Annotated in this window: 13 protein-coding genes and 2 tRNA genes; 6 read left to right on the top strand and 9 right to left on the bottom strand. The window is 59.6% G+C overall.

Going from position 1 to position 11,920, the window contains the following annotated elements; all coding sequences use genetic code 11:
- The first annotated feature begins 66 nt into the window (after positions 1-66).
- The 3 genes from AC13RE_RS08265 to AC13RE_RS08255 all read left to right on the top strand — a co-directional run bounded on the left by AC13RE_RS08265 (position 67) and on the right by AC13RE_RS08255 (position 3,388).
- Complete coding sequence (locus AC13RE_RS08265; protein WP_488483639.1) at positions 67-408, top strand: hypothetical protein; 342 nt, start codon at positions 67-69, stop codon at positions 406-408.
- Between the two features lie 419 nt (positions 409-827).
- Positions 828-1,889, top strand: coding sequence for a porin (locus AC13RE_RS08260; RefSeq protein WP_132716053.1), 1,062 nt, complete (start codon positions 828-830; stop codon positions 1,887-1,889).
- A gap of 416 nt (positions 1,890-2,305) precedes the next feature.
- The gene (locus AC13RE_RS08255; protein WP_488562599.1) at positions 2,306-3,388 is read left to right on the top strand and encodes a 3-deoxy-7-phosphoheptulonate synthase; all 1,083 of its coding nucleotides are present in this window, start codon (positions 2,306-2,308) and stop codon (positions 3,386-3,388) included.
- A 31-nt stretch (positions 3,389-3,419) separates the two neighbouring features.
- On the opposite strand, the gene AC13RE_RS08250 is transcribed toward AC13RE_RS08255, so the two are convergent.
- The 6 genes from AC13RE_RS08250 to AC13RE_RS08225 form a co-directional block, all read right to left on the bottom strand.
- Positions 3,420-3,836, bottom strand: a complete 417-nt coding sequence (locus tag AC13RE_RS08250) for a DUF6314 family protein (protein ID WP_488562598.1) — start codon at positions 3,834-3,836, stop codon at positions 3,420-3,422.
- On the bottom strand, positions 3,833-4,360 hold the full coding sequence (msrA, locus tag AC13RE_RS08245) for a peptide-methionine (S)-S-oxide reductase MsrA (protein WP_112335537.1): 528 nt from the start codon (positions 4,358-4,360) through the stop codon (positions 3,833-3,835). Before msrA ends, AC13RE_RS08250 begins: the two co-directional genes overlap by 4 nt.
- Complete coding sequence (msrB, locus tag AC13RE_RS08240; RefSeq protein WP_132716050.1) at positions 4,357-4,806, bottom strand: peptide-methionine (R)-S-oxide reductase MsrB; 450 nt, start codon at positions 4,804-4,806, stop codon at positions 4,357-4,359. Before msrB ends, msrA begins: the two co-directional genes overlap by 4 nt.
- Positions 4,807-4,988: 182 nt before the next feature.
- Complete coding sequence (locus AC13RE_RS08235; protein WP_488562597.1) at positions 4,989-5,486, bottom strand: GAF domain-containing protein; 498 nt, start codon at positions 5,484-5,486, stop codon at positions 4,989-4,991.
- 38 nt (positions 5,487-5,524) lie between these two features.
- Positions 5,525-6,334, bottom strand: coding sequence for a pentapeptide repeat-containing protein (locus tag AC13RE_RS08230; RefSeq protein ID WP_488562596.1), 810 nt, complete (start codon positions 6,332-6,334; stop codon positions 5,525-5,527).
- A gap of 334 nt (positions 6,335-6,668) precedes the next feature.
- Positions 6,669-6,745: transfer RNA gene (locus AC13RE_RS08225), tRNA-Pro, on the bottom strand.
- A gap of 303 nt (positions 6,746-7,048) precedes the next feature.
- On the opposite strand from AC13RE_RS08225, the gene AC13RE_RS08220 reads away from it, so the two are divergent.
- Positions 7,049-7,474: a hypothetical protein gene (locus AC13RE_RS08220; RefSeq protein WP_488562595.1), complete on the top strand. Its 426-nt coding sequence runs from the start codon at positions 7,049-7,051 to the stop codon at positions 7,472-7,474.
- Between the two features lie 73 nt (positions 7,475-7,547).
- On the opposite strand, the gene AC13RE_RS08215 is transcribed toward AC13RE_RS08220, so the two are convergent.
- From AC13RE_RS08215 to AC13RE_RS08205, 3 genes are all read right to left on the bottom strand, one after another.
- A complete protein-coding gene (locus tag AC13RE_RS08215; protein WP_488562594.1) occupies positions 7,548-9,224 on the bottom strand; it encodes a hypothetical protein in 1,677 nt (558 codons plus the stop codon).
- Positions 9,224-10,297 (bottom strand): glycosyltransferase family 2 protein, encoded by a 1,074-nt coding sequence (locus AC13RE_RS08210; RefSeq protein ID WP_488562593.1) that lies wholly within the window; start codon positions 10,295-10,297, stop codon positions 9,224-9,226. Before AC13RE_RS08210 ends, AC13RE_RS08215 begins: the two co-directional genes overlap by 1 nt.
- Before the next feature lie 180 nt (positions 10,298-10,477).
- Positions 10,478-10,552 (bottom strand) — tRNA-Gln (locus AC13RE_RS08205).
- A gap of 158 nt (positions 10,553-10,710) precedes the next feature.
- On the opposite strand from AC13RE_RS08205, the gene AC13RE_RS08200 reads away from it, so the two are divergent.
- Together AC13RE_RS08200 and AC13RE_RS08195 are read left to right on the top strand one after the other, a co-directional pair.
- A complete protein-coding gene (locus AC13RE_RS08200; protein WP_132716048.1) occupies positions 10,711-11,007 on the top strand; it encodes a cupin domain-containing protein in 297 nt (98 codons plus the stop codon).
- A gap of 2 nt (positions 11,008-11,009) precedes the next feature.
- Positions 11,010-11,918 (top strand): MBL fold metallo-hydrolase, encoded by a 909-nt coding sequence (locus AC13RE_RS08195; RefSeq protein ID WP_488483644.1) that lies wholly within the window; start codon positions 11,010-11,012, stop codon positions 11,916-11,918.
- Positions 11,919-11,920: the final 2 nt, after the last annotated feature.

Here is an 11,920-nt window from a genome sequence, read left to right as displayed (position 1 = left end):
GCAGCGCCCGGCTAGCGTTTATATCCACCGCTGCTATATCATATCCGCATGATATCAGACCGGTTTTTGAAGATTATTGCCTGGACCTATATAGCGGCGCTCGTTGGCGTGACGCTCGCACATTTCAATTGGCAGGGCACATTCGGCAATCCGTTCGACATTTTTCGCGCCGTCGCACTCTGTATCGCAGGCATGCTTGCACGCCTCGCTTATCCGCAATCCCCATCCTTCACCTGCCTTTTGATGATCGGTAGCGTATTGGCGCTTTCCGTTTCGCATCTCCTGGCGAACGGGAATTTTGGTTCGACGCTAGACATTATCGTTGGCATGACCAGCGGGCTTTGGGGAATTATGATCGGCTCGATGCTGAGCAAGCTCCTCATCCCGGCTTCGAAGCGACCCGCCTGATATCAACCCGCACAGGAAGAGCAACATCGATCGCACGGACATGCCTTCTTGGCCGTGGCCTCATTTGCGTTGGTGGGCAATTGTGCTCGATATCCGGACGGCGACAATATTTCCAAACAATAATAAACGAGCAAACGGGTTATTGTACATCAAAGTGACTATTGCGCAGCAAATATTATGCTTCGCTTAGCATCTTTATTTGCCGATGTTGCTTTCCTGCAACTGAAACTTAAATTTCACGAAAAAGTCATTCCGAGAAAAATATATCATATAACTTTCTAGGAATTGGTCTCTAATAAGGACCAGAAGCGGGTGGGGCCCGTTTCTCCCGAGTCGGGGTTTTAAACAGGGATAGGGTAAGGGCACGTCGATTTTCGGCGCGATAGCCTATGCCCAATCTATATTGGATTGGAGTTTTTATGAACATCAAGAGCCTTCTTCTCGGCTCCGCTGCTGCTCTGGCAGCAGTTTCTGGCGCTCACGCAGCCGACGCTATCGTTGCTGCCGAGCCGGAACCGCTCGAATACGTCCGCATCTGCGACGCATATGGCGCTGGCTACTTCTTCATCCCGGGCTCGGAAACCTGCCTCAAGATCGGCGGTTATGTCCGTACCGAAGGCAAGTGGTACGATGCCTACAACCCAGACAGCCACAATGGCACTCTCTGGCATACCCGTGCTCATCTGAGCCTCGACACTGCGACCGACACTGAATACGGTCCGCTGAAGACCAACACGGTCATCCGCTTCGACTGGCAGGATGGCGGCGCGACCACCACGAAGCTGCTGTTCGCAAACATCAGCCTCGGCGGTTTCCTGGTCGGTAAGGCTGACTCCCAGTACAACTCGTACATCGGTTATGCCGGCGGCGTCATCAACGACGACGTGGTCAATGACGGCCCGTACGAACTCAACCAGTTGACCTACAACTACGACGCCGGCAACGGCTTCACGGCTGTGGTCTCGGTTGAAGACAGCAACTCCGGTTCGGGCGCCAAGGGCGCTAACGGCGAAGACAGCACCAACCACTACCTGCCTGACGTCGTTGCCGGCGCTGGCTACAAGGCTGGCAACTTCGGCTTCAAGATCGTCGGTGGTTATGACTCCATCGTCGAAGAAGGCGCCATCAAGGCTCGCGTCGATGCCGACTTCGGCGTCTTCAAGGCCTTCTTGATGGGCGGCTGGAACACCGATGGCGACAAGCTGAACAAGTACGCAAACTCCAACGGCGCCGGCCCTGCCAAGGGTATCGGTTGGGGCGACTGGGCCGTTTGGGGCGGCGTCACCGTTCCGATCAACGAAAAGCTGCAGGCTAACGCTCAGGTTGCCTACACCGACTCGAAGATCTTCGCAGCGACGGCAAACGTCAAGTGGAACCCGGTCAAGAACCTCCAGATCACGCCGGAAGTTTCCTACACCAACTGGGACTCCATCAATCAGGACCAGTGGGCTGGCGTTCTTCGCTTCCAGCGCAGCTTCTAATAGCTCGTTTACGAGATCTGATCTGACTTGACCCCTGATCGGATGGGGATCGGCCTGACTTCCAGCGAAGTCGGGCCGATCCTTCCGAGCCAGGGGTTCGTTATTTCTCTCGGGCAGGCCTAGGGATTAACTTACCGAGGGCCTCGGCGAGAAGGGTGCGGGAGCGGGCAGGCAGGCATTTCGTTCCCAAATGAAGGCGTCATGACGCTGCGCTCTCAATTCTCATTCTCCCTCATCGACATCAGGCATTTTTTATCGTAGAGACGACCCATGTCTTTGACCTTCGCATATGCCTCGCGATTTTATTCGTACCGCTGCTCTCAGCGGAGGCGGGCCTGTGCGTAGTTAGAAGAGACACGACAGCAAAGACCCGAACCAGCCGCTAGTCTACCTGGCGGCTTTTTTGTCGCCACGGTATGACCCCAAAAGGAACCGATACCGTGTTGAATTCCACCGACGACTTGCGCATTGTCGAGATCACGGCGCTGACGCCGCCCTCTCGGATCATTGACGAAATCCCTCGCGACGAAGCCGTGACGGCGACCGTTACCGGCGCGCGCAACGCCGTTCACAACATTCTGCGTGATGAAGACGACCGGCTGATCGTCGTCATCGGCCCCTGCTCCATCCACGATCCGGCCGCAGCACTCGATTACGCCGCGCGACTGAAAGAACAGCGGGATCGCTTCGCCGACGATCTCGAAATCATCATGCGCGTCTATTTCGAGAAACCGCGCACGACGGTGGGCTGGAAGGGCCTGATCAACGACCCGCATCTCGACGGCAGCTACCGCATCGAGGAAGGTCTGCGCATTGCCCGCAAGCTGCTGTTCGATGTCAACGAGATCGGCTTGCCGGCAGGCTGCGAATATCTCGATACGATCACGCCGCAATATATTTCCGATCTGGTAAGCTGGGGGGCGATCGGCGCGAGGACGACGGAGAGCCAGGTGCATCGTCAGCTGGCATCCGGCCTCTCCTGCCCCGTCGGTTTCAAGAATGGCACGAATGGCGACGTGCGCATCGCGCTCGACGCGATCGTCGCCGCATCACAGCCGCATCACTTCCCCGCCGTGACCAAGGAAGGTCTTGCTGCGATCGCCTCGACTCGCGGCAATGAAGATTGTCACATCATCCTGCGCGGCGGCAAAGAGCCCAACTATGATGCAGCCAGCGTGCAGTCGACGGCGGAACAGTCTCTCAAAGTGGGTCTTGAGCCACACATCATCATCGATGCCAGCCATGCCAACAGCAGCAAGAACCCCGAAAATCAGCCGCTCGTCGTCACCTCAGTCGCCGAGCAGGTTGCAGCCGGCGACCGACGGATCAAGGGCATGATGATGGAGAGCAATCTCGTTGCGGGTCGCCAGGATCTCGTGCCGGGCAAGCCGCTGGTCTATGGCCAGAGCATCACCGATGGCTGCATCGACTGGCCGACCTCGGTCCGCACGCTGAAAGATCTGGCAAAGGCCGTCCGAGCACGGCGCCAGGCACGCTAACGCCGTCTCTCATTCGGGAGACAGGTTCAGGCTAAATGCGTCGGTAGTGCGCGAGGCTGAGATAGTTTTTTGTAGGCCCGCGCACACGCCACATCTCCGCCCAAGCATCCGGCGAGCGAAAGAACAGACGGCCCCGATAGAGATCGGGACCGCAATGATGGGTGACGCGCTGCGAGGCACTGTCTCCGATGCGAATGAATTCCGAAAGATTGGGGAAACGCACGACGAGATGCTTGTACGCGTCATCGAGCCGATAGGTGCGGCTACTTCTGAGCGTTGCGTGATCGCTTCGCGTATCACCGTGCTCCTCGAACTGGACAGGCGTGACGAACGCCTGCCCTTCGAATGTGAGCAGGGAGCCGTTGAAGCGATCGAGGATTCGCCGCCTCACCTCCCATGTGCCGAGATAGAGGTTCAGCCGGTCGGTACCGGCCGATCCTTTCATCATGAGGCCGCGCGCTGTGCTGCGTCGGCCTGCCGGCGGGGCAGTTTCCAGCCGGGCCGGACAAAATGGCAGGTATAGCCGTTCGGATAGCGCTCCAGATAATCCTGGTGCTCCGGCTCTGCCTGCCAGAAATCGCCGACGGGGGCGACCTCGGTGACGACCTTGCCGGGCCACAGGCCGGAGGCGTCGACATCGGCGATGGTATCCAGCGCGACCTGCTTCTGCTCTTCGCTGGTGTAGAAGATCGCCGAGCGGTAACTCAAGCCGACATCGTTGCCCTGGCGGTTGCGCGTGGAGGGATCATGGATCTGGAAGAAGAACTCCAGCAGATCGCGATAGCTGATCTTCTGCGGATCGAAAATGATTTCGATCGCCTCGGCATGGGTGCCATGGTTGCGATAGGTGGCGTTGCGGACATCGCCGCCGCTGTAGCCGACGCGCGTCGAGATGACGCCGTTGTAACGGCGGATGAGATCCTGCATACCCCAGAAGCAACCGCCGGCGAGAACTGCACGTTCCGTTGTCATCTTACATCCTCCACTTGATCGATATAGGCACCATAGCCCTCTGCCTCCATGCGGTCACGCGGCACGAAGCGGAGCGAGGCGGAATTGATGCAATAGCGCAGGCCGCCGCGATCGATCGGCCCGTCCGGGAAGACATGGCCCAGATGGCTATCGCCATTGGCCGAGCGTACTTCGACGCGGATCATGCCATGCGACATGTCGGTCAATTCGCTGACATTGGCGGGTTCGATCGGTTTGGTAAAGCTCGGCCAGCCGCAGCCGGAATCGAACTTGTCGGCCGAGGCAAAAAGCGGCTCGCCGGAGACGATGTCGACATAGATGCCGGACTGCTTATTGTAGAGATATTCGCCCGAGCCCGGACGTTCCGTGCCGCTCTGCTGCGTCACGCGATACTGCTCAGGAGTGAGCTTGGCGATGGCTTCCGCCGTCTTGCTGTATTTGCCCATCGTTGTTCTCCTTGCCCCTTGGCACATCTTCCGAGCTTGGCCTGACGCCCTCAATGAGGACTGGAGAAGGCCGGAATAAGCTCGATCAGCGCTGAGGGAGTGGTTGCAGAGCCAATATAGGCATCGCATGATCGATTTGCCATATCCATCACGACGGCGTGACGCCCCGCCCTTCCCGCGCTTTACCTATTCGCTTCGCTTGAGGCAGCATAAATCGCGGCAAGCGCCTCGATGCCGGCCTGATCGTCACCATCGAAGCGGCCGGGAAGCGGGCTGTCGAGATCGATGACGCCGAAGACCTTTCCATTGTGAAGGAGCGGCACGACCAGCTCCGAGCGCGAAGCCGCATCGCAGGCAATGTGACCGGGAAAGGCATGCACGTCCTCGACGAGGATCGACTGCGCCCTTTCGACCGCCGTCCCGCAGACGCCGCGACCGACGGCAATGCGGACGCAGGCTGGCTTTCCCTGGAACGGCCCCAGCACAAGCTCGTCTTTCCGCTGAAGGAAATAGAAGCCCGCCCAATTGAGGTCCGGCAGCATCTGGTAGATCAATGCAGAGGTATTGGCCGCGTTGGCAATCCAATCGTGCTCACCGTCAAGCAAGGCCTTCAGCTGATCCGCAAGTTCTCGATAGAATTCGGGCTTGCTGTCGTGCCGGACCGCTTTTTCTGCAAACATCGGCTTGGTCTTTCGAAGTTTCCGTCCTGGAGAGACTATCAGTCCTTATCGTCGGGAGGGCAAGGCCAGCTGGACGGCGCCTTCAGCCAAGACGGCAATATGGTCGTATTGTCCCCGCAAGCCAGATTGATCTGGGCCTGCTGCAGACCGCTTGCGTTCGACAGATCGAGACCCTCGATGCGCGTCAGATACATGAAGGCGCCGCTGAAGGAGGTCGACCCGTCCATCACCGCACCGTTCAAGGTCGCGCGCGAGAGATTGGCGAAAGAGAAATTCGCCCCCGTCAGTACGGTCTTGTCGAAATCGGCGCGGCCGAGCTCCGCTTTCTGGAAATCAGCGTTCTTCAGCTGTGCGCCGGCAAATTCGGCCCGCTGCAATTCGGCATTGGCAAAGGACGCGCCGTTGGCGGTAGCGTTGCTGAAATCGGAGCGGTATGCCTCGATCTTAGCGAAGTTGGCGCCATCGGCCTTGGCATTCTTCAGCCAGGCACGCACGAGGGTAGCCTTTTCGAGATTGGCCGAGGTCAGGTTGGTGTCGCTGAGATCGGTGCTGTCGAAATGCGCGCCTGCCAGATTGGCGCCCTTCAGGTCGCTGCTCTGCAGCATGATATTGGCCTTGCTGCAGCCACTCCAATCCAGTCCCGGCCCGGCGACATTGCCGCAATCGCCGGCGCGCAGGATACTACCGCCGGAACCTAGAAGAAATGCGGCGCTCAACGCCAGCACCCCAAAGAAGGTTGCGATTCTCAATCTCTTCCCGACAGCATCACCGCGCAAAGCATCGTTACGCTGGCGCCACCCCATGATCGTCTCCCCAACCAATCTGGCCACCCCGTCCACAAGATCCATTCCGTTACTCCGCTCCAGCACCTGCCAGCCGAACTCTCGCCCTGAGTCGGATGCACGTCCCTCTTCCTTGTACATGGTGCTTCGGGCGACAAAAAGAGCCGGTTTTGCAAAAGCATATCTAAGACGTGGTTTGAATGTGAGCCGATGGAGTGGGGAAACGGCCGACGGGCACCAGAAGAATTGTAGCAAACTCCATACGGCCCGCGGCCGGAAGCGGGACGGCGTGATGGAAATGCCGCGACGATATTGGCGGAACCACTCCGGCCTTGCGCAAGCCAGCCAGACAGTATTCTTAAACGGGAGATTTTTCGGGAACAGGATCAATATTTTAAGCTGGTCGGAGTGGAGTGATTCGAACACTCGACCCCCACGTCCCGAACGTGGTGCGCTACCAGACTGCGCTACACTCCGTGACCAGCGGCGCTTCTATAGACCAGCCATTTTTGATGCACAAGCACCAATCTCAAAAAACCTTTTGATTTTTGACGAAAAAATTACACCCGCATCTGCCTAGAAAATCGGCAGGAAACAGCGGCCGAAAATGCCGGCGTGCAAAAGACGCAACAGATCAAGTAAAATCCCGTTTGTACACAATGATAGGAATTTTCTTTTGCCGGCTTTGGCGCTAAAGCCCTAAGCGGGACAGGTGGAAATGTCGTGGGACAGCGCGGCTTTTCCGCGACCTTTGCGTGACAGAAGCTCAAGGACGACACGATGAATATCCGCATGATCACCGCGGCTGGACTGTTGCTGGCGCTGGCCGGTTGCAGCACCACGACGACAACAACGACAGCAGCCCTGCCGCTGCTCGCGAAGAACCCCGTTCAGGATCGCTGGCAGGGCCAGTCTGCAGGCCGCTTCTTCGCGGCTTACGGACCGCCGCTCTCCGACCGCGATGAAGGCGGCAACCGCGTCTACACCTGGCGTGGCGGCTACAAGAACGTCACCGTCGTCAACAAGGAAGGCAAGAAAGCCGGCAAGCGCTCCCTCAGCTGCAAGGCCGACATCGTCACCAACCAGAGCTACGAAATCCGCTCGGTCAAGATTCTCGGCGACCAGCCGGGCGTGAGCGGTTCGTCCTATTGCGCCGAGCTTCTGGCGCCATCGGAAAAGCCTGCAAAAGCTGAACAAACGGACTGAGGCCAAAAGCTTCATCCCGAGACAATGTTAACGGGCGGCCTGCGAGGGCTGCCTGTTTTTGTTTGAGACTTTATTAGTTTACTGCGGCGAGCTCGGCGCAATTTTTTGGCGGTGGTGCATCGGCTGCCGACATGAAGGTCCTATCGATAGCATAGAGTTTCGCAAAGGGCGTTTCGGCGGCGAGCTTCACACCTTGCGGCGTGGCACCGCCGAAGCGATCCTCGACATCTGCATTGACGAGCAGAATGAAATCGAAGTGCCGCCGCCAATCGCTGAGATAGGGCGCGATGGCGCTGACGGCCCTGATTTCATCAGGGCAATCCAGCAGGCTTATGGAGAACAGATTGCCTTCCGGTACGGCGATGCCGCTCCAGGGCGGCAAAACCGTCAACGGCTGCTTGCCTTTGGCGGTGAAGAGCGTGGGCACGAAGGCATGGGCGAAAGGGGTAGCAAGAGTCGGCAGATGCCGGAACGTATCCTGGTTCCAGGCGAAATAGCGATGATCGGCAAAACCGTGCTCATTCGGCTGCCGCATAACCGGCAGGACTGCCGCGCCATCCGGCACTGACGCCAGCACAGCCCGAACGGCGGCGGCATCGGCATCTCCCTGCCACCAGTTGAAGCCGATCCAGGCGGTTCGGCCGAGCACGACTGTCGAGAGCACGAACATAACGATCAGAGCCTGGCGACGCGGCTGACACGGCATGGGGCAGATCATCACCATGGCCGCAAGCGCTGTCATGATCGGGAAGCGCCAGCTGATCCAGCCCGTGCCGAGCATATGACGCGGCGCGATGCAGGACAGAAGCAGCAGGCCGGCGGCCGCGATTGCCATGCCAACATGAATAGTCAGACGGCGCGTGCGCGTCGCATAGGTGCAGAGGAGGATCAGCGGGATCAGGAGCAGCATGTCGGCCAGCAGCGCATAGCTCCACAGCGCCGATATGAGATTGGCCAGGATCAGAACGAGTGAATCGTTCCAGGATGCATCCAGGCCGCCGCCGCCATCCGGCAAGACGGGCTGGTAGAGAAACAGGCAAATCGCTGGCAGTGTGCAGGCGAGCATCGCGATCAGAAGCCTGCCGCACAGGCGCAGGAAGGCGACCGGCGATCTCAAGGCCGCCGTCGTCGGCGAGAATTCGAGACCGCAGACAAGCGCCATGTAGAAGCCCAGCGAAAAGATATGCATGACCGTCAGCAGCAGGCCGGCGAACAGGCGCCAAACAAACAGCACGGCCGGATTGCGCGATTGCAGAGCGTGGTCGGCGCTCGCGAAAAGCAGCGCCATGCCGAGCCCGATCTGGAAATTGATGAAACCACCAATCAGCGTCGCGCACCAGGCGAAATACAATATGCCGATCTGCCAGTAATAGCCGCCGCCGTGCAGGCGCCGGTGCAAGGCGATCGCGCCGAGCGGCGGCAGCACGATTGCCAGGAAGAGAAGGCTGCGCGCCAGCAGCGAGACGCCGATCAGCGACCCCAGCCAATAAGCGGCGAGATCGATGCCAACATTGGTGAACGTCCTGTTCCAGTCGAGCGCATAGATTTCGCGAAAGGGCGGCGTGTTGATGCCACCGGCCAGCAGCCACATGCGTGCATAATGGTTGGGATAGTCGAGGATCGGTGGAAATTTGAAGACGATAACGAAAATCACAACGAGAATCAGAAAGGCTGCAATCGCCAGACCCGGCTTCTGCCTGGCGATGGCGGCATCTTCCGGTGACGGCGCATTTACTGATGGCTGAGACATCAGCGGACCGCCCTCACCTGCTCCGCGTTGTCAGCCGTTTCGCCGAAGCCGCTTAAGGCGCGTTCGAGCGCACTCCGTTTGCCCGTTGCGTCCAGATCGGAGAAGTCGCCGCGGATCTCGAGCGAGCGGCCGCCCTGCAGCAGGCTTTCGATCATGAACATCGGGCGCCGCTTGTTCTCCTGCACCAGGCGGCCGACATATTCCCCGATAATGCCGATGCAGATGAGCTGAATGGCGCTGAAAGCGGTGATGGCCGCCATGATGCTCGACCAGCCGACAATCGTTTCGCCCGCAAACCAGCGAATAAGCGTATAGACGAGCAGCAGGGCCGCGCAGCCGGCGCTGGCGAGGCCGAGCCAGGTGCTGATGCGCAAAGGCACGGTGGAGAAGCTGGTGATGGCATCGAGCGCGAAATTGATCATCTTGCGCAGCGGATATTTGGTGGTGCCAGCAAAGCGCGCATCACGTTCATAGGGCAGCGCCACTTGCTTCCCGCCTATCCAGCTCACCATACCGCGGATGAAGCGATCCCGCTCCGGCATTGCCAGCAGGATATCGACGACGCGGCGGCGCATCAGCCTGAAATCGCCGACATCGCGCGGGATCGCCACCGAGGCGAGCCGCGACAGCAGCCGGTAGAAGAGCGAGGCCGAGGTGAGCTTGAACCAGCTCTCCCCCTGCCGCCGCACGCGCTGGCCATAGACGACATCCGCGCCGCGATCCATGATCGGCATCATCAGCAGCAACAGTTCTGGCGGGTCCTGAAGATCGGCATCGATCAACAGCACCCGCTCGCCGCGTGAGGCGGCAAGGCCGGCGGTGGCCGCCAGCTGATGGCCGTGGTTGCGCATGAGGCGCACGCCGAGCACCTGCGGCGTCTCAGCCGCGAGCGAGGCGATCACCTCCCAGGTACCATCGGTCGACCCGTCATCCACCAGGATAATCTCGAAGGCCTCGCCTGCGATGCCCCGCGCCGTTGCCTCCGCCCGCCGGCAAAATTCGCCAAGCCCCTCCTCCTCATTGTGGCAGGGGGCAACGATGGAAAGCAGCAGTTCCTCGGGTTTCTGGTTCATGATCGCCTGTATCGAGATGACGGCGATCAGAATGAAGGAGAAAGGTCAAACAAGATTTAAGGGATGAAATAACGATGCTGCCAGTCGAGAACTTCGCAGGGCAATATCTCCAACGCAGCAAAGATATTCTTGTCGCAAGGAGCAGAGCGTTGGTGGACTCTAGGATAATCTTAGGGTGTGTGGCTGGGGCGCCAGGATTCGAACCTGGGAATGCCGGTACCAAAAACCGGTGCCTTACCGCTTGGCGACGCCCCAACATGGGAAATGGCTGTCATGCCAGCCAAACCGGCGTCTGATTAGCAAAGGTCGCATCGCGCTACAATGACTAAGTGATGCACGGACGCATATTTCTGTGTGCTTTCCAGGCGTCTATGATAGGTCTTGCTGCACCGCATTCGAAATAAGGAGGCTTGATGAGCCAGTTTCGCGCCCGCCCGCCGGCCCTGCCCACGGTGCTTCTCGACGATGCCGTCTGCCGCATCACCCGCTGGGATTTCGAGCCGGGCGCCGATACCGGGCATCATGTCCATGGCCTCGGCTATGTCGTGGTGCCGATGACCGATTGCCAGTTTCTGCTGGAGGAGCCGGGCGGCAACAGGCGGGTCGATATTGCCAAGGGCGCCGCCTATCGGCGTGAGGCAGGCGCCGAGCACAATGTCGTCAATGCCGGCACCGAGCCGATGTCATTCATCGAAATCGAATACAAGTAATCATGAGCACACCAGACTTCGACCTCGCCTTCGAACCCGCCTATGGCCGGGCCGTTCCCATTGCGCCCGGCATCGAGCGGATGACGGTCAACAATCCCAGCGCCTTCACGTTCCACGGCACCAACAGCTACATCGTCGGCACCTCCTCCGTCGCCGTCATCGATCCCGGTCCGGAGAGTGATGAGCATTTCGCTGCCCTGATGGCGGCGCTGAAGGGGCGCGAGGTCACGCATATCTTCGTCAGCCACACCCATCGCGATCACTCGCCGCTGGCCAAGCGATTGAAGGAGGCAACGGGGGCACTGACCGTCGGCGAAGGGCCGCACCGTGCTGCGCGCCCGCTCCATCAGGGCGAGGTTAATCCTTTTGCCGAAAGCTCCGACATGGAGTTTCAGCCCGACATCGTGCTTGCCGATGGCCAAAGCGTCGCCGGAGACGGCTGGCAGCTGACGGCGCTGCTGGCGCCGGGCCATACGGCGAACCACGCCTGTTTCGCGCTCGATGGCACAGGCATCGTCTTCTCGGCCGATCATGTCATGGCCTGGGCGACCTCGATCGTCGCGCCGCCGGATGGTTCGATGGCGGATTATATGACCTCGCTGGAACGTCTTCTTGCCCGCGACGACCGGCTGTTTCTGCCCGGCCACGGCGGTCCGGTAAAGGAGCCGGCCTCCTTCATGCGCGGCCTCAGAACCCACCGCCGCATGCGCGAGCGCGCCGTGCTGGAGCGCATCAAGGCCGGCGACCGGCTGATCCCGGACATGGTGAAAGCCATCTATCGCGATACCGACCCGCGCCTGCATGGCGCAGCCGCCCTTTCGGTGCTGGCACATCTGGAAGACCTGGTCGAGAAGGGTCAGGTGGAAACCGATGGACCGCCGGCGCTCCTGGGCGCCTATCGTCCGGCTTGAAT

It is taken from the genome of Martinezella sp. CNPSo 3959 (assembly GCF_057784355.1).
The sequence above is the reverse complement of the archived record's forward strand: the minus strand, read 5'-3'. Positions and strand labels throughout refer to the sequence as shown.